The sequence below is a fragment of the Pseudomonas monsensis genome (genome assembly GCF_014268495.2).
Taxonomy (GTDB): Bacteria; Pseudomonadota; Gammaproteobacteria; order Pseudomonadales; family Pseudomonadaceae; genus Aquipseudomonas; species Aquipseudomonas monsensis.
The window spans coordinates 1,168,027-1,188,916 of the sequence record NZ_CP077087.1 but is presented as its reverse complement, the minus strand read 5'-3'; the positions used below and the strand labels follow the sequence as shown (position 1 = coordinate 1,188,916).

The 20,890-nt window shown below is 58.9% G+C and carries 18 protein-coding genes, 3 tRNA genes and 1 pseudogene; 4 read left to right on the top strand and 18 right to left on the bottom strand.

Annotation, left to right across the window (positions count from 1 at the left end; genetic code table 11):
- Nucleotides 1-291: 291 nt before the first annotated feature.
- Both cra and HV782_RS05000 read left to right on the top strand, forming a co-directional pair.
- The gene (gene cra, locus HV782_RS05005; protein WP_128615776.1) at nt 292-1,287 is read left to right on the top strand and encodes a catabolite repressor/activator; all 996 of its coding nucleotides are present in this window, start codon (nt 292-294) and stop codon (nt 1,285-1,287) included.
- A gap of 3 nt (nt 1,288-1,290) precedes the next feature.
- A complete protein-coding gene (locus HV782_RS05000) occupies nt 1,291-2,067 on the top strand; it encodes a TatD family hydrolase (protein WP_123464559.1) in 777 nt (258 codons plus the stop codon).
- Here the strand turns inward: HV782_RS05000 and HV782_RS04995 are convergent, their stop codons facing one another.
- The 6 genes and pseudogenes from HV782_RS04995 to HV782_RS04975 form a co-directional block, all read right to left on the bottom strand.
- Nucleotides 2,068-2,457 carry a hypothetical protein gene (locus HV782_RS04995; protein ID WP_123464557.1) on the bottom strand — a complete coding sequence of 130 codons (390 nt, stop codon included), beginning with the start codon at nt 2,455-2,457 and terminating at the stop codon, nt 2,068-2,070.
- 252 nt (nt 2,458-2,709) lie between these two features.
- The gene (locus tag HV782_RS28940) at nt 2,710-3,414 is read right to left on the bottom strand and encodes a methyl-accepting chemotaxis protein (RefSeq protein ID WP_437180219.1); all 705 of its coding nucleotides are present in this window, start codon (nt 3,412-3,414) and stop codon (nt 2,710-2,712) included.
- Nucleotides 3,415-3,567: 153 nt separating this feature from the next.
- Nucleotides 3,568-3,771: pseudogene (locus HV782_RS28935) on the bottom strand (HAMP domain-containing protein); the annotation flags it as partial.
- A 1,267-nt stretch (nt 3,772-5,038) separates the two neighbouring features.
- Entirely contained in the window at nt 5,039-5,878 is an 840-nt protein-coding gene (gene ampE / locus HV782_RS04985) for a regulatory signaling modulator protein AmpE (RefSeq protein ID WP_123464553.1), read from the bottom strand.
- Nucleotides 5,875-6,435: a 1,6-anhydro-N-acetylmuramyl-L-alanine amidase AmpD gene (ampD, locus tag HV782_RS04980; protein ID WP_123464552.1), complete on the bottom strand. Its 561-nt coding sequence runs from the start codon at nt 6,433-6,435 to the stop codon at nt 5,875-5,877. Before ampD ends, ampE begins: the two co-directional genes overlap by 4 nt.
- A 63-nt stretch (nt 6,436-6,498) precedes the next feature.
- The gene (locus HV782_RS04975; protein ID WP_186746274.1) at nt 6,499-8,685 is read right to left on the bottom strand and encodes a DUF1631 domain-containing protein; all 2,187 of its coding nucleotides are present in this window, start codon (nt 8,683-8,685) and stop codon (nt 6,499-6,501) included.
- Nucleotides 8,686-9,061: 376 nt separating this feature from the next.
- Here HV782_RS04975 and nadC point away from each other — a divergent pair, with 376 nt between their 5' ends.
- Entirely contained in the window at nt 9,062-9,910 is an 849-nt protein-coding gene (gene nadC / locus HV782_RS04970; protein ID WP_123464548.1) for a carboxylating nicotinate-nucleotide diphosphorylase, read from the top strand.
- Nucleotides 9,911-9,991: 81 nt separating this feature from the next.
- Here the strand turns inward: nadC and HV782_RS04965 are convergent, their stop codons facing one another.
- Nucleotides 9,992-10,291 carry a DUF6388 family protein gene (locus HV782_RS04965; RefSeq protein ID WP_122662506.1) on the bottom strand — a complete coding sequence of 100 codons (300 nt, stop codon included), beginning with the start codon at nt 10,289-10,291 and terminating at the stop codon, nt 9,992-9,994.
- Between the two features lie 276 nt (nt 10,292-10,567).
- On the opposite strand from HV782_RS04965, the gene HV782_RS04960 reads away from it, so the two are divergent.
- A complete protein-coding gene (locus HV782_RS04960) occupies nt 10,568-11,062 on the top strand; it encodes a hypothetical protein (protein ID WP_128615781.1) in 495 nt (164 codons plus the stop codon).
- 6 nt (nt 11,063-11,068) lie between these two features.
- Here the strand turns inward: HV782_RS04960 and HV782_RS04955 are convergent.
- The 11 genes from HV782_RS04955 to secG form a co-directional block, all read right to left on the bottom strand.
- Nucleotides 11,069-11,144: transfer RNA gene (locus HV782_RS04955), tRNA-Thr, on the bottom strand.
- A 194-nt stretch (nt 11,145-11,338) separates the two neighbouring features.
- A complete protein-coding gene (gene pnp, locus HV782_RS04950; RefSeq protein ID WP_123464544.1) occupies nt 11,339-13,444 on the bottom strand; it encodes a polyribonucleotide nucleotidyltransferase in 2,106 nt (701 codons plus the stop codon).
- Nucleotides 13,445-13,638: 194 nt separating this feature from the next.
- The gene (gene rpsO, locus HV782_RS04945; protein ID WP_011332409.1) at nt 13,639-13,908 is read right to left on the bottom strand and encodes a 30S ribosomal protein S15; all 270 of its coding nucleotides are present in this window, start codon (nt 13,906-13,908) and stop codon (nt 13,639-13,641) included.
- A 143-nt stretch (nt 13,909-14,051) separates the two neighbouring features.
- Nucleotides 14,052-14,969 (bottom strand): tRNA pseudouridine(55) synthase TruB, encoded by a 918-nt coding sequence (truB, locus tag HV782_RS04940; protein WP_024011571.1) that lies wholly within the window; start codon nt 14,967-14,969, stop codon nt 14,052-14,054.
- A 4-nt stretch (nt 14,970-14,973) separates the two neighbouring features.
- The gene (rbfA, locus tag HV782_RS04935) at nt 14,974-15,375 is read right to left on the bottom strand and encodes a 30S ribosome-binding factor RbfA (RefSeq protein WP_128615783.1); all 402 of its coding nucleotides are present in this window, start codon (nt 15,373-15,375) and stop codon (nt 14,974-14,976) included.
- Nucleotides 15,376-15,535: 160 nt separating this feature from the next.
- Nucleotides 15,536-18,067, bottom strand: coding sequence for a translation initiation factor IF-2 (gene infB / locus HV782_RS04930; RefSeq protein WP_186746277.1), 2,532 nt, complete (start codon nt 18,065-18,067; stop codon nt 15,536-15,538).
- Nucleotides 18,068-18,094: 27 nt separating this feature from the next.
- Nucleotides 18,095-19,576, bottom strand: coding sequence for a transcription termination factor NusA (nusA, locus tag HV782_RS04925; RefSeq protein WP_003221546.1), 1,482 nt, complete (start codon nt 19,574-19,576; stop codon nt 18,095-18,097).
- 47 nt (nt 19,577-19,623) lie between these two features.
- Complete coding sequence (rimP, locus tag HV782_RS04920) at nt 19,624-20,082, bottom strand: ribosome maturation factor RimP (RefSeq protein WP_007973115.1); 459 nt, start codon at nt 20,080-20,082, stop codon at nt 19,624-19,626.
- A 139-nt stretch (nt 20,083-20,221) separates the two neighbouring features.
- Nucleotides 20,222-20,298, bottom strand: a tRNA-Met gene (locus HV782_RS04915).
- 97 nt (nt 20,299-20,395) lie between these two features.
- Nucleotides 20,396-20,481, bottom strand: a tRNA-Leu gene (locus tag HV782_RS04910).
- Between the two features lie 22 nt (nt 20,482-20,503).
- Entirely contained in the window at nt 20,504-20,890 is a 387-nt protein-coding gene (gene secG / locus HV782_RS04905) for a preprotein translocase subunit SecG (RefSeq protein WP_027610782.1), read from the bottom strand.

Genomic DNA, 20,890 nt, shown 5'->3' with positions numbered 1-20,890 from the left:
GGCGCCTGATGACGCCAGGTATTGTTTTGAATGGTTGCAGCTTAGGCGCTTGTCAGCTTCCCTTTCAGGGGCAGTTTTGGCGGTTTCACGGCAGAACCGGCCAAAGGCGTCTAAAACGTAGAAAATACGCCTGCTGAAACGTTTAATCTAGATTGATCGGCACGTTACTCGATAATGTCTCATCCTTGAAGTCCAACTTGTCGGATGCGCTGCGACAATAGTCGCCTGCCCTAATCGGGTAGGATTGGCGAAAATCTCGGCGCACGCTCGAAAAAACAAGGAAATCCCGGGTTGAAACTCAGTGATATCGCGCGGTTGGCCGGAGTGTCCGTGACCACCGCCAGCTACGTCATCAACGGCAAGGCCGAACAGCAACGCATCAGTCACGCGACCGTCGAGCGGGTGCGGGCGGTGGTCGACCTGCATGGCTTTACACCAAACCCACAAGCGGCCGGGCTGCGCAGCCGGCATACGCGCACGTTGGGGTTTATTCTGCCGGATCTGGAAAACCCCAGTTACGCGCGGATTGCCAAACTGCTGGAACAAGGTGCGCGGGCCCGCGGCTATCAGTTGTTGATCGCCAGCTCCGACGATGCGCCGGACAGCGAGCGCCAGTTGTTGCAACTGTTCCGTGCCCGCCGTTGCGATGCGTTGATCGTCGCCAGTTGTCTGCCGGCCGGTGACGACAGCTACCGCCAGTTGCAGGCCAAGGGCCTGCCGATCATCGCCATCGACCGGGTCATGGAACCGGAGCATTTCTGCTCGGTGATCAGCGACGACCGCGAAGCCAGCCTGCACCTGACCCAGAGCCTGCTCGATCCGCAACCGAAGCAGATCGTCCTGCTCGGCGCCCGCCCCGAGCTGAGCATCAGCCAGGAACGTGCCGCCGGGTTCAAACAGGCCCTGGTCGATTTCAAAGGTGAAGTGCTGGTCGAGCATGCCGAATCCTTCAGCCGCGAATGCGGCAAACAACTGATGGAAGAACTCCTGCAACGTCTGGGGCATTTGCCGGATGCGCTGGTGACCACTTCCTACGTGCTGTTGCAAGGTGTGTTCGACGCGCTGCATGACTTCCCGCTGAAATCACGTCCGCTGCGCCTCGGCACCTTCGGCGATACGCAGTTGCTGGACTTCCTGCCACTGCCGGTCAACGCCATGGCCCAGCAGCACCAGTTGATCGCCGACAAGGCGCTGGAACTGGCACTGGCCGCCGTCGAGCAAGCCGAATACGAGCCCGGTGTGCAGGCCATTCCCCGTACCTTCAAGCAGCGCATTTTGCGGGACTGAGCCGTGGAGCTGATCGACAGCCACACCCACCTCGACTTCCCCGACTTCGACGCCGATCGCCCGGCGTTGTTGGCGCAAAGCCGCGCCCTCGGCGTGCGGCGCATGGTGGTGCTGGGGGTCTATGAGGGTAATTGGCAACGGGTGTGGGATCTGGTGCAGAGCGATCCTGATTTATACGCGGCGTTCGGTCTGCACCCGGTGTACCTCGATCAGCATCGCCCCGAGGATTTGCAGACGCTGGGCGACTGGCTGGCGCGGTGGCGCGGCCACCGCCAGTTGTGCGCAGTGGGCGAGATCGGTCTGGATTACTTCATCGAAACCCTCGACCGCGAGCGGCAACAGGCGTTGTTCGAGGCGCAGTTGCAACTGGCGGTGGATTTCGCGTTGCCGGCGCTGATCCATGTGCGCCGCAGTCATGCCGCGACGATTGCCACACTCAAACGCTTCAAGCTCAAACGCGCCGGGATCATCCACGCCTTCGCCGGCAGCCGTGAAGAGGCGCGCGAATACATCAAACTCGGTTTCAAACTGGGCCTGGGCGGCGCCCCCACCTGGCCGCAAGCGCTGCGCATGCATCGAGTGCTGGCCGAGCTGCCGCTGGAGTCGATCGTGCTGGAAACCGATTCACCGGACATGGCGCCCGTCATGTTCCCCGGCCAGCGCAACAGCCCGGCGCATCTGCCGGCGATCTGCGCGGCGCTCGCCGAACTGATGAACATCAGCCCGCAACAACTGGCCAGCGTCAGCACCGCCAACAGCTGCGAAGTGTTCGGCTGGTAATCAGTCGGCGTGGGCCTTGGCCGCGTCGAGAATCAGCGTCAGATCCTGTCGCTGACGCGCATGACGCACGAACACGAAGTACACAAAAATCGTAATCAACGAAGCATTCAGTTGCTCGCTGACACTGAGCAGGCCAATCCACTCCATCACCAACGCCACCAGCAACGCGGTGCACACCGTGAGCGAGGCGCTGAAGCGCAACAGCGCCAGCGAATCGAGGGACTTGAAGCGCTTCATCTGTTGCGGGCAGCGCAGCTCGAGGGTTTTCTGGCAATGCTCGCAGGTGAAGGCTTCATTGATTGCGATCGCGTTGAGTTGCCAGGGCTTGAGCACAAGCGTGGTATGGCAATGGGCACAACGGCCTTGGATTCCCAAGGTTGCGACGGACATGAGCGGGGCCTCCGGTTGGCGATCAACTGAGCAAGGATAGTGGCTGATGAATGACAAAAAGCCAGCAACTGGAGGCAAACAGGAATTGGCTTACGACCATCAGTAAAAAAGGACTACAAAAAATTCAGACAAGACGCTGCCCCCTGTGTAGGAGTGAGCCTGCTCGCGATGGCGGTGTGTCAGCAAAGTATTGATTCTTTGGCACACCGCCATCGCGAGCAGGCTCACTCCTACACGGGATTAGCGTTCTACCTACACACGAAAGGCGCTGATCAGCTGTTTCAGCTCCACCACCTGGGCCGAGAGCGCACGGCTGGCGTCTTCGGTCTGGTGGGCGCCTTGCGCCGTGCGCTCGCCGGCACGGTTGATCTCGACGATGTTCTGGTCGATGTCATGGGCCACCGCCGTCTGTTGCTCTACCGCGGCGGCAATCTGCTGGTTCTGATCGACGATCATGCCCACCGCACCGAGGATGTTTTCCAGCGCCTGCTGGACCTTTTCCGACTGCCCCACGGTGCCGTTGGCCATTTGATGGCTGACCCCCATGGCCTTGACCGCCGCCCCGACACCGCCGTGCAGCTTGGCGATCATCTGTTCGATTTCTTCGGTCGATTGCTGGGTGCGTTTGGCCAGGGTGCGCACTTCATCGGCGACCACGGCAAAACCACGGCCCTGCTCGCCTGCGCGCGCCGCTTCGATCGCGGCGTTAAGCGCCAGCAGATTGGTCTGTTCGGCGATGCTCTTGATCACCTCCAGCACGCGACTGATCGACTGGCTGTCGCTGGCCAGCTGGTTGATCACCAGCACCGACTGATCAATCTCGCTGGCCAGCGCGGCAATGCTGCCCTGCTGTGACTCGACCAGGCCGCGACCGCTGAGGGTCTCGTCGTTGACGCTGTGCGCACTGCTCACCGCCGCAGCGGCACTGCGCGCCACTTCCATGGACGTGGCCGACATCTGGTTCATCGCCGTCGCCACCTGCTCGATCTGCGTGCGCTGCCCGGCCACTGCCAGATTGCTTTGCGCCGAGACGTTTTCAACCTGCCCGGCCTGGCGCTCGACCTCAGCAACGGTCTGGCCGACGCGCTCGATCAGGTCGTGAATCTTCCTCACCGTGCCATTGAACACTTCGCCCAGCTCACCCAGTTCATCGCGGCTGTTGGCTTTGAAATTGACCGTCATGTCGCCCGCTGCGACCTTGTCCATCATCGCGCCGAGACGTTTGAGCGTGGTGCGGGTCGAGGCGTAGAAGCCGCCGTAAAGGTAGAAAATCAGCACAAACACCAGCGATAGCGCGACAGCCTGCAAGACCATGTGCGTGCGGTTCTGCGTCAGACGCTGCTGCAATTGGGTGTCGAGGTAGTTCAATGTGGCTTCGTTGAGCTGGTAGGTGTTGTCCATCAACGCCGTGACCTGATCATAAAAGGCCTGCCAGGGTGCATCGAGGGTGTCAGCCATCACCACCTGTTCTTCGAACAGTTCGCTGGCCAGCTTCAACGTCGCCTTGCTGGTATCGGCCTGCGCACTGAGCGCGGCGCTGGCGGCTTTGCTGGAGCCGAGGGCGTCCTGCAACTTCAGGCCGTACTCGGCCTGGAGCTTCTCGATCTGCACCAGCAATTCATCAAATCGGGTGCTCGAAGAACTGTTGAGAAAGCCCTGACCCAACGAATACGAGCCCATGGCCCGGCCTTCGCCAAGGGTTTGCGTCACTGTCGGCGTAATCAGGGTGACCAGTTCGCTGAGCTGGCGGATATCGCTTTGGTTATCGCGGCTCAGACCAGCCTGACTGGTGATGATCTGACTGAAAATCTGCGCACTCGCCAGCAGTTTGCCGATCAGCGCACTTTTGCTTTGCAGTGAGTTTTCCGCTTGCTGAGCCTTGAACGCGGCAATCATTTCATCGCGTTTGCCGTCGAACACCTTGATCTGCTCGGGATCGTCGGTCATTGCCGTCAGCCCTTGCAGGCGCGCCAGCACCGCTTGTTCCAGCGTGGTGATCTGCGCTTCGACGTTACCGGCCTTGCCGGACTGGCCAAGGGTGACGTTGATCTGCACCAGATTGTTGAGGGTCTCCAGATCCCGGCGCAGGGTCAGGCTGCTACCCAGCAGGTCGAGGCTTTGCAGCTCGACGCGGGTACCCTGGAACTCACGATAGGAATCGCGCACCAGATAGAAATTGGTCACCAGCATCGGCACCAGGAACAGCACGCTGATCAGACTGAACTTCATGCCGAAGCTCAGACGGTTCATCAGCGAGACAGCGGGATAGAGCAAGCTCTTCACTGGAAGTCTCCCTTGGCTTTTCTTGTTTTTATTGGCAGGCGCGGGGCGACAGCAGATAGCCACTATCGAGCGCCATCTCTGTATAGCTCAAATCGAAGGGAGGTTTTGTAACTTAAGGTTAACGGCTACAGCGGCAGACCACCGACCGGTGGCGAGGGGATTTATCCCCGCTCGGCTGCGCAGCAGTCTTAAAACCAAACACCGCAGACTTTCTGACACACCGCGTGTGCTTGATTTGCGGCCGCTGCGCAGCTGAACGGGGATAAATCCCCGCGCCACACGTGCTTTCACCGAAGGATCAGTGAACCAGCACGGTCCACAAGGCAAACCCGGCATACCACAACACCGCCGCCCGCAGCAGCAGTTCCCACAGGCAATCGAGGGTGTTGATGCCTTCCGGTCCGACCACCGGTGGCGGAACTTCTCCAGCCGCCAGACCGACCTTGTCGATCAGTTGCGCAGCGCTGATGTTCCAGTTCAGCAGTTCGTGCAGCATCACCCGGCTGACGGCGACAAAGTTGCCGACCAGCGCCAGACTCGCGGCCAGCAGACGCACCGGCACCCAGTCGAAGGCATGGCGCAATTGCCCGGCGCGCTCGACCAATGCCGGGTTCTGACCATGCGCTTCGGCCAGCGCCAACAAGCGATAGGCCAGCGCCGCCACCGGGCCGAGCAGGAAATACCAGAAGATCACCGCGAAGAAGCTCTGATAGGCCTGCCACAGCAAGTGCCGTTGCACGCTTTCGAGCAATTGCTCGCCACTGTCGGCGCAGATATTCAGGTCACGTTTGGCGACGTGGGCCGCCGCTTGCAGATCCTCACGGCGCCAGGCGTCGCGAAACGGTCCGAGGCCGCCCAACAGATCACCGCGTCCGAGGGCATAGATGACCACCAGCAGATGCACCGGCAATGCCAGCAAGCCATACGCCACAGGCTCCAGCACCCACAGCAGCAGACCCAGCAGCGCCACCGGCAACAGCACCAGAATGGTCAGTATCAGCCACGGTTTGTCGGCCAGCCGAGCGCCGGTTTCGAGTTTGTTCAGCTCGCGGATCCATCCGCCATCGCGTTGAATCCGATGACGCAGGGCCGAGAATTTCTCGATCCAGACCGCCAGCAGTAACACCAGAAAACTCATTGTCCTTCCTCTTGTGCCAGGGCCGCGCGGTAACGCGCCCAGTCGAATGCCGGGCCAGGATCGGTCTTGCGCCCGGGTGCAATGTCGCTGTGCCCGCAGATGCGAGCGCCGGTGATCGCCGGAAATGCTGTTTGCAGCTGACGCGTCAGCGTGATCAACGCCTGATACTGCGCCTCGGTAAAGGGCAGATCATCGGTGCCTTCGAGTTCGATGCCCACGGAAAAATCATTACAGGTTTCGCGGCCTTCGAACATCGACACACCCGCATGCCACGCCCGTTCAAGACAGGAGACAAACTGGGTCACCGTGCCGTCACGTTCGATCAGAAAATGCGCAGAGACGCGCAGGTCGGCGATGCCTGCAAAATAGGGATGTTCGGTGACATCCAGACGATTCTGGAAAAATTCCTGCACCTTGCCGGTGGCGAATTGCGCCGGTGGCAGGCTGATGTTGTGGATCACCAGCAGGGAAATTTCGCCCGCGGGGCGTTCATTGAAGTTGGGCGATGGGCAGACCTGCACCCCGTGACACCACCCGCTAGCGGGATCCAACTGCATACCGATTCCTTCAACGCCGACTGTGTTGCGCCCAGTATGCCGTGATCGGCACCCGACGCGCGATCACTTGGCGCGATTGAGGCGCCGCAGATTGCCCAGCACCGACTCGAGCGCCCGGTCAAACAGCAAGGTGTCGTCCAGTGCCCGTGCCGCCCCCCGGCGGAACTCAAGGGCCAGCCCGGTGCGGCTGTGTTCGAGGACTTTCATACCGGTGCGGTCGACAAACACATACTTGCCGGTGGCTTCGATGATTGCGGCGAGCTTGCAGCGCAGGGTGTGCTCTTCATCTTCCTGAAACACGACCCAACTGCCCGGCCGCAGCTGATCGACCTGGCGCACACTGGCGTCGTCGTGGCCCAGACGTAGCGGGCTAAGCGCCATCGTGCCCTCCTCCGCGCCGGGCAGGACGATCTGCTGCGAGACTTCGATCAGCTCCGGCCCTTCAGCCTGAGCGGACTCGCTGGACGGTTCGAGCACCCGCACATGCAGTGCCTCGAGCTCGCTGAAAAATTCGCTGGTGGCAAACGGGTCGAATGCCGAACTGGTCAAACCGTCACGCAATGACTTGAGCAGACCCGGGACCAGCGCCAGCAAGCGCAGGCCGGCTGCCGCATCGTCATGACGCTGCACACTCCAGATCAGTTGCTCCAGGGTTTGCACATCGGCCTGCCATTCGGCGGAGCGATCGCCATGCTTGAGGCAGGTCAGCATCAACACTTTGCTCCAGGCGTTCTGCGCAAACATGACCACGGTGGGCGGCAGCACCTTGCCCAACAGTGCCTGGTTCAACGCCTGCTCGACTCGCCGCCTGGCGAGCTCGGTCTTCGCCCGGCCCTCTTCGGCATCGCGCAAACGCTGTTCAAGCAATTCGCTGCGCCGGCGTTCATCGCTGGTGAAGGCGAGGAAGTCGGCGAGCAGCTCGGAGAAAATCGCCGGGTCATCGACAAAATCACTCAACAGCCGCTGCACCACTTGTTCGATGCGCAGGTACAGGCTATCGCGCGCCTCGCCATTGCAATCGCCCCAGCCCATGGCGGCCTCGGCGATTTCATTAAGCAGGCGCCGTGCCGGGTGGCTGCTGCGGCTGAAGAAACTCTTGTCGAGTACCGCAACCTTCAGCATCGGGATCTGTAACCGGGCAATCAATGCCTTCAGCGAGTCCGGCAGGTTGCGATCCTCGAGCATGCAGTCGAAGACCATGGCAATCAGGTTGATCACGTCTTCATCGGCGCCGTCCACGACCCGCGACTTGCCGCTTCTGACGCTGACCCGGGTCAGCAGTTGTTCGAGCTGATTGCGCAGATCGAAGTCGTCCTGCGCCGCCAGCGCCGGCACGTACTGTTGCAAGTGTGAGAGCAGCCGCAGCAGGTCGCGGGTGGTAATTGGCTGGGCGGCGGCGCTGGGCTCCAGGGTCGGCGCGACACTGCCGCGCACCTGCACCAACAAGGCCTGCAAGGCGCTGAAGACTTCCTGCACGCCTTCGTCCGCCGGCTGCCGATCATCACTTTCTTCGTCGTGCACACTGGCCACCGCGCGGTCGATTACCCGGCGCGCCGGTGCCGGTTTCAACTGCGGCAAGACGCCGGTGGCGAGCAGCAGCTGATTGGCTTCGGCATACAATTGTTCGGTGTCGGCCAGCACATAGCGTTCGAACAGCTTGAGCAGGATCAGCTTGACCTTGATCTCCACGCCCAGGTTACGTCCGGCCTGCAGAAAGTACTCGCAGAGCATTGCCGGGCCGAGCGGGTTGTGTCGATCGTCAAGGGTATTGTCGAGCAGCGCATTGAGGCGCAGGGTCAATTGGTCGAGGGCAAAGCCATCACGCTTGAGCACCCGGCCAACCATGGTTTCGACGGCGACATTGCGTTCCATGTCATCGGTGCGGGGCGCCGAATCTTCGTAGATCAGCGAACCCGACAGCGCGTTGTGCGTGGCGTCGTGTCGGGTCAGGGCGACGAATGCTTCGAAGAATTGTTCGAGAAAACCACGCTCGATGTTTTTGCGCTTGAGGCGCAGGTCGCGCATGGCTTCGAAGAAAATGTTCTGCTCGACGTCGTTGCGCGCCCGATCGGCCATTTCAAACAGCGTGTCGTCAGCGTTATCGAACAGTTCCTGCAAACCGTGGCGCAGTTGCTGGGCAGCCTTGTCGCGAACCTGAAGCAGAATCACAGGCAGGCGGGCGAGCGGCGAGTGATTCGCCTGATCGGTAGTGGCCTTGTACAAAGGCACTACTTTCCCGTCGTTGTGCATCCAAGCCTCCTGAAACGGTGATTCGTTCGATCAAGCAAACTCTGCCCCTGTGGGAGCGAACCTGCTCGCGAGAGCGGTGTGTCAGCCGCATCAATGTCATTGAAAGAATGCATTCGCGAGCAGGCCCGCTACCACAAGTTCCAATCAGGACGTCAAAGCTATGACGTCAAATGCAAGGCGGATTATCTTGCAAAAGTCGTCCCCGGCGCTATAGCCGTCAGGGTTTCCCCTATGCCTCGCCCCCTCTCAATGACCACGACTGAACCGGCTTTACTCACAAGAAATCGACCAGATGCAGTCAGGCACGCGAGTTCTCGCCTTGGGTTGGCTCGCGCCATGCCCCTATAATCGAACCACTTTGTTTGTGGAGCCCGTTATGCCGAATCTACGTCTCGCCGATTTGACCGCCGAAATCGAAGCCAACGTGCGCCGTGCGTTGCTCGAAGACATCGGCAGCGGCGACATCACCGCGCAACTGATCCCGGCCGAACGCCTGGCCAAAGCCACCATCATCACGCGCGACGCAGCCGTCATTTGCGGCACGGCGTGGGTCGATGCGGTATTTCGTCAGCTCGATCCGCGCGTCGCGGTGCATTGGCAAGTGGTCGATGGCGAACGGGTCAAGCCCAATCAGCCGTTGTTTCATCTGGAAGGCCCGGCGCGCTCGCTGCTGACCGGTGAGCGCAGCGCATTGAATTTCCTGCAGCTGCTGTCTGGCGTGGCGACACGTGCGCAATACCTGGCAGATTTCGTCGGCGCCACTCAGGTCAAGCTGCTCGACACCCGCAAAACCCTGCCAGGCCTGCGTCTGGCGCAGAAATACGCGGTAACCTGCGGCGGTTGCCACAACCACCGCATCGGCCTGTACGACGCGTTCCTGATCAAGGAAAACCACATCGCCGCCAGCGGTGGCATCCCGCAGGCCATTAGCGCGGCCCACAAGATTGCCCCGGGCAAGCCGGTGGAAATCGAAGTGGAAAGCCTGGATGAATTGAAGGAAGCGCTGGCCGCCGGCGCCGACATCATCATGCTGGATGAGCTGAGCCTGGACGACATGCGCGAAGCCGTGCGCCTGAACGGCGGCAAGGCGAAACTCGAAGCCAGCGGCGGCATCAACGAAAGCACGTTGCTGCCGATCGCCGAAACCGGGGTGGATTACATCTCGATCGGCGCGATGACCAAGGATGTCAAAGCGGTGGATCTGTCGATGCGCTTGAGCCTTTGACAGCAACGGCAAGTTTCAAGCTACAAGCTGCAAGCCACAGCGCTTTTGCTTTGACTTGCCGCTTGAAACTCGTAGCTGCTTTTATACGACGAGATTGTTCATCTCGCAGTACTCGTCCCACTCGACACCCAGCACTTCGGCCGCCTCTTTGTGCAGCACGAGGCGCTGTGCCTCGAATTCTTCAGGGGTGCTGGTGTATTTCAGTGTCAGCTCCCACGGCTGCAACCCCTGGGCTTCGGCTTCGTCTTCGAATGCCCACTGGATCTGGTCCTTCTGATCATCGGGACTCAGGTCCTTGATCTCTTCTTTCAGGTCAGGGACGTCCAGAATGTATTTTTCCAGCGCTAGTTCGTGACGTTGCTCTTGAGTTAATTCGGTCATGGCGTTCTCGCTGATCGTAAGAATGGAGGATGGATCTGGATCATCAAGGATCTCTCTGACGCGGATTGTCCGGCCTTCGGAACCATTCGGGATCATCTGAAAACTGCTGGGCGATGCTCATGCAGGCACCGAATATAGGACGTTTGCATGACGAATTACACGGCTCTTTACATCTCAGGCGCAAAAAGTTGACTTGCGGAACATAAATCCGCTTTCCAAGTCATAGCGTTGTGCCACTTCGGCACCCACTCTCGCTGTTCACAAGGAAAACCAGTGATGCGCAGCTTTTCGAAGATTTGCTCCATTGTGTCTGCCAGTACCTTGCTCGCCGCCATGATGCTGCCGGCAAGCGCCATGGCGCTGGAACTGAGCACCAGCAGTTCCTCCTACGGCGACAAAGTTTCATTGATTCACAACGATTACGGCAAAGAGGTTGTCATCAAAAGCGATATCAGCATTGATGAACTGCAAAAGATCCGCGATACCGTCCGTGACCAGTCACGCCAGATTGAAGAACTCAAACGCAGCAGCGGTTCCAGCTCGAGCGCCGGCAGTAAAGAAGTCGACGACCTGAAGAACAAGCTCAAGGAGCAGGATCGCCAACTGGAGACCCTCGGTCGCCAGGTCGAAGACCTCAAGCGCAACAGCGGTTCCAGCTCCAACTCGAACAACAGCGAGATTTCAAGTCTGAAACAGAAGATCAACGATCAGGATCGTGCAATGGATCAGCTCAAACGTACCGTCGAGGACCTGAGCCGCAAAGTGAAATAAGGGAAGTGGTGCCCGAGACAGGAATCGAACCTGCGACCTTCGCGTTACGAGTGCGCTGCTCTACCGGCTGAGCTACACGGGCGGTGGGCTAAACCTAGCACCGGTTTTCACAAAAGCAAAGATCGCAGCCTGCTTCGGCTCCTGCGGAATCGGGTTATCACCGCGTTTTTACCGGCGCTGCCGCAGGCTGCGAGCTTTTGATCTTTATGGCAGACAAAAAAATGCCCCGCCGTTTTCACGGCGGGGCATTTTCATTGCGCTAAAGCGAGGGGGTGATTACACGCCCGATGCCTTGGCCGCTGCCACGTCTTTGATGGACAGCTTGATACGGCCGCGGTTGTCCACGTCCAGTACCAGCACTTCCACTTCCTGGCCTTCTTTCAGGATGTCGGTCACTTTCTCTACGCGAGCGTCGCTCAGCATGGAGATGTGCACCAGACCGTCCTTGCCTGGCAGGATGTTGACGAATGCGCCGAAGTCGACGATGCGCTCAACTTTACCCACATAGATCTTGCCGATCTCGGCTTCAGCGGTGATGCCCAGAACGCGCTGACGAGCAGCTTCAGCGGCTTCCTTGGTTTCGCCGAAGATCTTGATCGAACCGTCGTCTTCGATGTCGATCGAAGCCTTGGTTTCTTCGCAGATCGCACGGATGGTCGCGCCACCTTTACCGATAACGTCACGGATCTTGTCGGTGTCGATTTTCATCGCGATCATGGTCGGAGCGTTGGCCGACAGTTCGGTACGCGACTGGCCAATGATCTGGTTCATCTGGCCGAGGATGTTCAGGCGCGCTTCCAGGGCTTGGCCCAGAGCGATTTCCATGATCTCTTCGGTGATGCCCTTGATCTTGATGTCCATCTGCAGCGCGGTGACGCCTTTGGCGGTACCGGCTACCTTGAAGTCCATGTCGCCCAGGTGGTCTTCGTCACCGAGGATGTCGGTCAGGACGGCGAACTTCTCGCCCTCTTTAACCAGACCCATGGCGATACCGGCAACCGGCGCCTTCATCGGCACACCAGCGTCCATCAGGGCCAGGGAAGCGCCGCAAACGGAAGCCATCGAGCTCGAACCGTTGGATTCGGTGATTTCCGACACGACACGAATGGTGTACGGGAACACGTCAGCGGCTGGCAGCATGGCCGAAACCGAACGACGGGCCAGACGGCCGTGACCGATTTCACGACGACCAGCGCCACCCATGCGACCACACTCGCCCACCGAGAACGGAGGGAAGTTGTAGTGCAGCATGAACGGGTCTTTTTTCTCGCCTTCCAGGGTGTCCAGCAGCTGTGCGTCACGGGCGGTGCCCAGGGTCGCGACTACCAGAGCCTGGGTTTCACCACGGGTGAACAGCGCCGAACCGTGAGTCTTCGGCAGAACGCCGACTTCGATGTTCAGCGGACGTACGGTCTTGGTGTCGCGACCGTCGATACGTGGCTTGCCGTTAACGATGTTTTCGCGAACGGTGCGGTATTCGATTTCGCCGAAAGCGGCTTTGACGTCGGCAGCCGAAGGCTGGCCTTCTTCACCGGACAGCTTGGCAACAACCTGATCCTTCAGCTCGCCCAGACGTGCGTAGCGGTCAGCCTTGACGGTGATGGTGTAAGCCTGGGAGATCGCATCGCCGAACTCGGCACGGATAGCGCCCAGCAGTTCGGTGGCTTCTGGCGCCGGAGCCCAGGTCCAGGTTGGCTTGGCAGCTTCAGCGGCCAGTTCCTTGACGGCGTTGATCACCACCTGGAACTCGTCGTGAGCGAACAGTACCGCGCCCAGCATCTGGTCTTCGGTCAGCTCTTTGGCTTCCGATTCAACCATCAGTACGGCGTCGGAGGTACCGGCAACGACCATGTCCAGGCTCGAAGCGGCTTGTTGTTCGTAAGTCGGGTTCAGCAGGTAGCCGGTGCTTTCGTGGAAAGCGACGCGAGCGGCGCCGATCGGGCCGTCAAACGGGATGCCCGAAATAGCCAGGGCAGCCGAAGTACCGATCATCGCAGCGATGTCCGGATCGGTCTTTTTGCTGGTGGAAACGACGGTGCAGACAACCTGCACTTCGTTCATGAACCCTTCCGGGAACAGCGGACGGATCGGACGGTCGATCAGTCGGGAAGTCAGGGTTTCTTTCTCGGAAGGACGGCCTTCGCGCTTGAAGAAACCGCCAGGGATCTTACCGGCAGCGTAAGTCTTTTCCTGGTAGTGAACGGACAGAGGGAAGAAGCCCTTGCCCGGATCGGCTTGCTTGGCACCGACGACGGTCACCAATACGCTGACGTCGTCGTCAACGGTGACCAATACTGCGCCGGAGGCCTGACGGGCGATGCGGCCAGTCTCGAGGGTAACGGTCGACTGACCGAACTGGAATTTTTTGATTACCGGGTTCACGGTGTCCTACCTTCTTTGTGGCTCTTGGGGGAACTGGTTTCTTGCGAAATTCTTGGGCAATGTCGGGAATCGGCCCAACGCTTGTCCGGGGTAAAACGTGTATCCAGATAAAACTTGAGGCTGGGAGCCTGCAAGGCGCCAGCGGTAAACCGCCGACGTCCCACAGACCACCAACCTCATAGCGCAATCGCTGATTAGCGACGCAGACCCAGGCGAGCGATCAGAGCGCTGTAACGGCTCACGTCCTTGCCTTTCAGGTAGTCCAGCAGCTTGCGACGCTGGTTTACCATGCGGATCAGACCACGACGGGAGTGGTGATCTTTACCGTTGGCCTTGAAGTGACCTTGCAGTTTGTTGATGTTGGCGGTCAGCAGTGCAACTTGCACTTCTGGCGAACCAGTGTCACCAACAGCTTGCTGGTAGTCAGCAACGATTTGAGCTTTTTCTTGAACGTCGAGAGCCATGAGGCAATCCTTTTATCAGGAAACTGTTTCAGAGAAACAGCTTCAACAGGCCAGGGACAAATCCCTGTATCTATAAATGAGTAGTGACCGTGCCTGTTAACAGCCACACTCGCCGGCACGCTGTAATACGCACCGGTTTCCGGTCATTCTGACCGAATCAAACGACGTGGCGCGATGCGCCCGTCTTCGCTCACTTCACCGATACCGATGAAGCGACCATTGTGATCCTGTACCCGCACCATGCCGAACTTCGGAGCATCCGGGGCACGTACCGGCTGGCCGTTGAGCCAGTAGAACGCGCTCGCTTCCGAAAAGTGCAGCAACGGCCAATCCTGCAGGCCGCTGTCCGATGGCATCAGGAAGCGATCGACCGCTTCGTTGCCGCCTTCGGCATGTACCGCTTCGAGCTCTTCGAGGGTAACGGTTTGCGCCAAAGTGAAAGGCCCGGCCTGGGTACGGCGCAATTCTGCGACGTACGCACCACAACCGAGTTGCTCACCGATATCCTCCACCAGGGTACGAATATAGGTGCCTTTGCTGCAATCCACTGCAAGACGCGCAGTATCGCCTTCGAAGGCCAGTAATTCCAAGCGCGCAATAGTAACAGAACGCGGTTCGCGCTCCACTACTTCGCCTGCACGGGCCAGCTTGTACAGCGGCTGGCCATCACGCTTGAGTGCCGAGTACATCGGCGGTATCTGACTGATTTGACCGCGAAATTTCGGCAGGACCGCTTCGACGTCGGCGCGACCAACGGTCACCGGACGCTCCTGCAAAACCTCACCCTCGGCGTCTGCCGTGGTGGTGGTCTTGCCCAGTTGCGCCAGGGTTTCATAACCCTTGTCGGAATCGAGCAGGTACTGCGAGAACTTGGTGGCCTCACCGAAACACAGCGGCAACACGCCAGTGGCCAGCGGGTCGAGGCTGCCGGTGTGACCGGCCTTCTCGGCGTTGAGCAGCCAGCGAACCTTCTGCAACGCGGCGTTGGAGGTGAACCCCAACGGCTTGTCGAGCAGGATGATACCGCTGACGTTACGACGGATACGTTTGACCTGAGCCACCGAATTACTCCTTGGCGTCTTCAGGTGCAGGCGCGGTGACGTGCTGATTGTCTTCAGCCACGGCGCGCTCGATCAGGGCCGACAGGTGCGCACCACGGACAACGGATTCGTCGTAGTGGAAGTGCAATTGCGGCACACTGCGCAGCTTCATTTCACGGGCCAGTTGCATGCGCAGGAAACCTGCGGCGGCATTGAGCACCTTGATGCTTTGCGCGATATCTTCGGCGTTGTCCTGACCCATCACGGTGATGAAAATCTTCGCGTGACCGACGTCACGGCTGACTTCCACAGCGGTAATGGTGACCAGGCCGACGCGCGGATCTTTGACTTCGCGACGGATCAGTTGGGCCAGCTCGCGCTGCATCTGATCGCCGATACGTTGGGTACGGCTGTATTCTTTTGCCATGATTTTGTTACCTGTTACTGCCCCACGGTGAAACCCGCAAGGTCTGAAAGCGGCAAACGCCCGGCCTGACAAATGCCAGACCGGGCGTTGCGTTTAGAGTCCTGACGCCGTGGCGCGCATCTGCATGCAGCGGCTCGGCGTGGCCCTTGAAGTGCGCGAGTTAGAGGCTGCGAGCAACCTGAACCTTCTCGAAGACTTCGATTTTGTCGCCGACTTTGACGTCGTTGTAGCTCTTCACGCCGATACCGCATTCCATGCCGGCACGTACTTCGGAAGCGTCATCCTTGAAGCGGCGCAGGGATTCCAGCTCGCCTTCGAAGATAACGATGTCTTCACGCAGTACACGGATCGGACGGTTACGGTGCACAACACCTTCGATCACCATGCAGCCGGCGATCGCGCCAAACTTCGGCGAACGGAACACGTCGCGCACTTCGGCCACGCCCAGGATGTTCTCGCGAACATCGCTGCCGAGCATACCGGTCAGGGCTTTCTTGACGTCTTCGATGATGTCGTAGATCACGTTGTAGTAACGCATGTCCAGACCTTCCTGCTCGACGATCTTCCGTGCGCCAGCATCGGCACGCACGTTGAAGCCGAACAGTACAGCGTTGGAAGCCAGTGCCAGGTTAGCGTCGGACTCGGTGATACCACCGACACCGCCACCCACTACGCGCACTTGTACTTCGTCGTTGCCCAGGCCATTCAAGGCACCGTTCAACGCTTCCAGCGAACCACGGACGTCGGATTTGAGGACGATGTTGAGCGTCTTCTTCTCGGCCTGACCCATGTTTTCGAAGATGTTTTCCAGCTTGCCGGCGTGAGCGCGAGCCAGTTTGACTTCGCGGAACTTGCCTTGACGGAACAGAGCCACTTCACGGGCTTTCTTCTCGTCAGCCACCACGCTCATCTCGTCGCCAGCGTCCGGGGTACCGTCCAGGCCGAGAATCTCGACAGGGATGGAAGGACCGGCTTCCTTGATTGGCTTGCCGTTCTCGTCGAGCATGGCACGCACGCGGCCATAGTTCGAACCGACCAGGACCATGTCGCCTTGGCGCAGGGTACCGTCTTGAACCAGAACGGTTGCCACCGGACCACGACCTTTGTCGAGACGCGATTCAACCACAACACCACGGCCAGGAGCCGATGGAGTCGCTTTCAGTTCGAGCACTTCAGCTTGCAGCAGGACGGCTTCAAGCAGCTCGTCCACACCAGTACCCATCTTCGCGGAAACCGGAACGAAAGGCGTGTCGCCACCCCAGTCTTCGGAAGTCACGCCGTGAACCGACAGTTCGCTGCGAATGCGATCGAGATCGGCGCCCGGCTTGTCGATCTTGTTCACTGCAACCACCAGAGGCACGCCGGCAGCCTGAGCATGCTGGACTGCTTCGATGGTTTGCGGCATCACGCCGTCGTCCGCCGCAACCACCAGGATCACGATGTCGGTCGCCTTGGCACCACGGGCACGCATAGCGGTAAACGCCGCGTGACCCGGAGTGTCGAGGAAAGTGACCATGCCACGATCAGTCTCAACGTGGTACGCACCGATGTGCTGAGTAATACCACCGGCTTCGCCAGCAGCTACCTTGGCACGACGGATGTAATCGAGCAGGGAAGTTTTACCGTGGTCAACGTGGCCCATTACGGTCACGACTGGAGCACGGGAGAACGACTCGCCTTCAAACTTCAGGGACTCGGCCAGGGAGTCTTCCAGGGCGGTGTCGCTGACCAGGGTCACTTTGTGGCCCAGTTCTTCGGCTACCAGTTGAGCAGTTTCCTGATCAAGCACCTGGTTGATGGTCGCTGGAGTACCTAGCTTGAACATGAACTTGATGATTTCAGCAGCCTTGACCGACATCTGATTGGCGAGATCGCCAACAGTGATGGTCTCGCCGATCTGCACATCACGCACGACAGGGCCGGTTGGGCTCTGGAAACCGTGGGCGTTGCGCTTCTTCAGCTTGGCCTTGCCGCGACCACCGCGACGGAAGCCATCGCTTTCTTCGTCGGTAGTGCGTGGCGCCACACGTGGAGCCGGCGCTTTTTCTTTGACCGATGCGCGATGCGGAGCGTTTTTGCGCTCGCCATCACCACCACCGCTGCGACGATTGTTGTCGTCGGCACGTGGCTTGTCAGGACGGCGCTGTTCGTTCTGCTTGTTGCGAACTTCAGCAGACGGAGCTGGAGCAGCGGCAACCACCGGCGCGCTTTCGCGCACAGGTTCGGTAACTGCAGCCGGCGCCGCAACGGCGTCGCTGGTAGCGGTCTGCGCAGCAGCAGGCTGGCGGCGCGCTTCTTCTTCGGCGCGCTGCTTGGCTTCTTCTTCAGCCTTTTGACGGGCAGCATTTTCTACTGCGCGACGCTCATCCAGTTCACGCTTGCGCTCGGCTTCGATTTCTTCCGGGCTACGCTGTACGAAAACTTTCTTCTTGCGAACTTCTACGCTGATGCTTTTGCTACCAGCCACACGCAGGGTGCTGGTGGTTTTACGCTGCAGCGTGATCTTGCGTGGTTCTTCCACTTTCGCCTTGTGGCTGCTTTTCAAGTGAGTCAGCAGGGACTGCTTCTCACTGTCAGTCACATTTTCTTCGGCGGCGGTGTGCGGCAGACCTGCCTCACGCATCTGCTGCAACAGGCGCTCTACCGGTGTTTTGACCTCATCGGCCAGTTGTTTCACCGTGACTTGCGTCATGCACTTCTCTCCTCAGGCCGCGCCTAATTACTCGAACCAGTGGGCTCGGGCGGCCATGATCAACTTGCCGGCACGATCATCGTCAATGCCGTCGATGTCGAGCAGGTCGTCAATAGACTGCTCGGCCAGGTCTTCGCGGGTAATTACGCCGCGCACCGCCAGTTCCATCGCCAAATCCTTGTCCATACCCTCAAGCGAGAGCAGGTCTTCGGCCGGATGGGCGTCTGCCAGCTTTTCCTCAGTAGCGATGGCTTTGGTCAACAAACGATCCTTGGCACGAGCGCGAAGCTCGTTGACGATGTCTTCGTCAAAGCCGTCGATGTTGAGCATTTCTTCCAACGGTACGTAGGCAATCTCTTCCAGGCTGGTGAAGCCTTCATCAACCAGCACCTGAGCCAGTTCTTCGTCGACTTCCAGCTCGTCGATGAAGTTGCGCAGGATGTCGCCGGTTTCTGCTTGCTGCTTAGCCTGGATGTCCGATTCGGTCATCACGTTCAGGGTCCAGCCAGTCAACTGGCTCGCCAGACGCACGTTCTGACCACCACGACCGATGGCCTGAGCCAGATTGTCTGCGCCAACGGCGATGTCCATGGCGTGGGCATCTTCGTCAACGATAATTGCCGCAACCTCAGCCGGGGACATGGCGTTGATCACGAACTGAGCCGGGTTGTCATCCCACAGGACGATATCAACACGCTCACCGCCCAACTCACCTGACACTGCCTGGACGCGCGAACCGCGCATACCGATGCAAGCGCCCTGCGGGTCGATGCGTTTGTCCTTCGAGCGAACGGCGATCTTGGCGCGCGAACCCGGATCACGGGACGCAGCCATTACTTCGATCAGGCCTTCGGCAATTTCCGGCACTTCGATGCGGAACAGCTCGATCAGCATTTCCGGCGCGGTACGCGACAGGATCAACTGCGGGCCGCGGTTCTCAGTGCGGATTTCCTTGAGCAGCGCACGCAGGCGCACGCCGACACGGAAAGTTTCGCGAGAAATGATGTCTTCACGGGCCAGCAACGCTTCAGCGTTGTTGCCCAGATCGACGATCACGTTGTCGCGGGTGACTTTCTTCACGGTGCCGGAGATGATTTCTCCCAGGCGCTCGCGATAGGCGTCAACCACTTGAGCGCGCTCGGCTTCACGCACTTTCTGCACGATGACCTGCTTGGCAGTCTGTGCAGCAATGCGGCCGAACTCGATGGATTCGATTTTTTCTTCGACAACATCGCCAACCTTGGCGCCCGGATGCGTTTCCGCAACCTTGCTTGGCCAGGTTTCGATGGCCGGATCATCGAGATCATTCTCTTCGACGACCGTCCAGCGACGGAACGTTTCGTAAGAACCGGTGTGGCGGTTAATTTCCACACGCAGGTCAACTTCGTCTTCAAAACGCTTTTTGGTAGCAGTGGCCAGAGCCAGCTCCAGCGCTTCAAAAATTACGCTTGCCGGTACGCCCTTTTCATTGGATACCGACTCAACAACCAGCAGTACTTCTTTGCTCATCGTACGCCTCGCCTTTCGCAAGCCATTGGATCCGCGGGATCCGCGTCTCAGTCAAAACTGGGAATAATGTTGGCCTTGTCGATCATATCGATCGGCAACAGGAACTCATGGTCTTCTACCTGCACCACGACGTCCTGTTCTTCTACACCGCGCAGAAGGCCCTGAAAGTTGCGTCGACCTTCAAAAGGCGAGCGCAGCTTGATCTTCACTTGTTCACCGGCAAATTTTGCAAACTGCTCAAGAGTGAACAGCGGGCGCTCCATGCCAGGCGAGGAAACTTCGAGGGTGTATTCAACGGAGATTGGATCTTCAACATCCAGTACACCGCTGATCTGACGGCTGACAATGGCGCAATCGTCCACCAGCACGCCGCCCTCTTTATCGATATAAACGCGCAACATCGAGTGACGACCCTGAGCCGAAAACTCGATCCCCCAGCATTCATAGCCCAGGGCCACGACCACCGGGGCCAGCAAGGCCTGCAACTCTTCTAGCTTGCTCGACACCTGAACCCCCTAGTGCATGATATGTGCATGCTTTGCAAAATAAAAAAATGGGCTTAACGCCCATCCTTGAAACGCCGTCGAATAGCGGCGTTGAAAGTGTCCAGCTAACAAAAAGCCCCTTAAAAGGGGCTCCTTAAACTGGTTGCGGGGGCCGGATTTGAACCGACGACCTTCGGGTTATGAGCCCGACGAGCTACCAGACTGCTCCACCCCGCGACAAAGCTGGGGCAGAAGTATACGACCGATCCCTTATAGGGTCAATGTAACCTTCCACCTGCAAGAAAGCCCGCAACAGCGGGCTCTCCTGACTAATTGGTACCGAGAAGGGGACTCGAACCCCTACACCCTATGGGCACAACCACCTCAAGGTTGCGTGTCTACCAATTCCACCACCTCGGCAAAACTACGTTTGAAACCCTTCTTACTTCTGCTCTTGAGCTGGAGGTACGTCAGTCGCTGGAGTAGCCGACTTTTGCTCTTGAAGCACCGGGACATCATCAGAAGCCGGTTGTTGTTGCTTAGGTACTTCCAACACTGCTGGGTCTGGGAGACCTGCTTGAGTCAGCTGATGAGCTTTCTCTTTAGCAAAGTAACCTAACCCCAAGCTGGTTATGAAGAAACCGGCGGCAAGTATAGCAGTAAACTTACTAAGAAAGGTAGAGGAACCTTGGCTTCCGAACACAGTATTTGAAGCACCTGCTCCGAAAGACGCGCCAGCATCCGCACCTTTACCCTGCTGCAGCAAAACCAGAGCAACTACGCCCAATGCACCCAGCAGATGAAAAACGACTACGACTGTTTCCAGCAT

Excerpts from the sequence above, each read along its gene's own strand:
- rpsO (WP_011332409.1), bottom strand. The coding sequence starts at position 13,908 with ATGGCTCTCGACGTTCAAGAAAAAGCTCAAATCGTTGCTGACTACCAG.
- HV782_RS28940 (WP_437180219.1), bottom strand. The coding sequence starts at position 3,414 with ATGTCGGCCACGTCCATGGAAGTGGCGCGCAGTGCCGCTGCGGCGGTG.
- HV782_RS04995 (WP_123464557.1), bottom strand. The coding sequence starts at position 2,457 with ATGTCCGTCGCAACCTTGGGAATCCAAGGCCGTTGTGCCCATTGCCAT.
- nusA (WP_003221546.1), bottom strand. The coding sequence starts at position 19,576 with ATGAGCAAAGAAGTACTGCTGGTTGTTGAGTCGGTATCCAATGAAAAG.
- ampE (WP_123464553.1), bottom strand. The coding sequence starts at position 5,878 with ATGAGTTTTCTGGTGTTACTGCTGGCGGTCTGGATCGAGAAATTCTCG.
- rbfA (WP_128615783.1), bottom strand. The coding sequence starts at position 15,375 with ATGGCAAAAGAATACAGCCGTACCCAACGTATCGGCGATCAGATGCAG.
- ampD (WP_123464552.1), bottom strand. The coding sequence starts at position 6,435 with ATGCAGTTGGATCCCGCTAGCGGGTGGTGTCACGGGGTGCAGGTCTGC.
- HV782_RS04960 (WP_128615781.1), top strand. The coding sequence starts at position 10,568 with ATGCGCAGCTTTTCGAAGATTTGCTCCATTGTGTCTGCCAGTACCTTG.
- HV782_RS04975 (WP_186746274.1), bottom strand. The coding sequence starts at position 8,685 with ATGCACAACGACGGGAAAGTAGTGCCTTTGTACAAGGCCACTACCGAT.
- infB (WP_186746277.1), bottom strand. The coding sequence starts at position 18,067 with ATGACGCAAGTCACGGTGAAACAACTGGCCGATGAGGTCAAAACACCG.
- HV782_RS04965 (WP_122662506.1), bottom strand. The coding sequence starts at position 10,291 with ATGACCGAATTAACTCAAGAGCAACGTCACGAACTAGCGCTGGAAAAA.
- secG (WP_027610782.1), bottom strand. The coding sequence starts at position 20,890 with ATGCTGGAAACAGTCGTAGTCGTTTTTCATCTGCTGGGTGCATTGGGC.
- nadC (WP_123464548.1), top strand. The coding sequence starts at position 9,062 with ATGCCGAATCTACGTCTCGCCGATTTGACCGCCGAAATCGAAGCCAAC.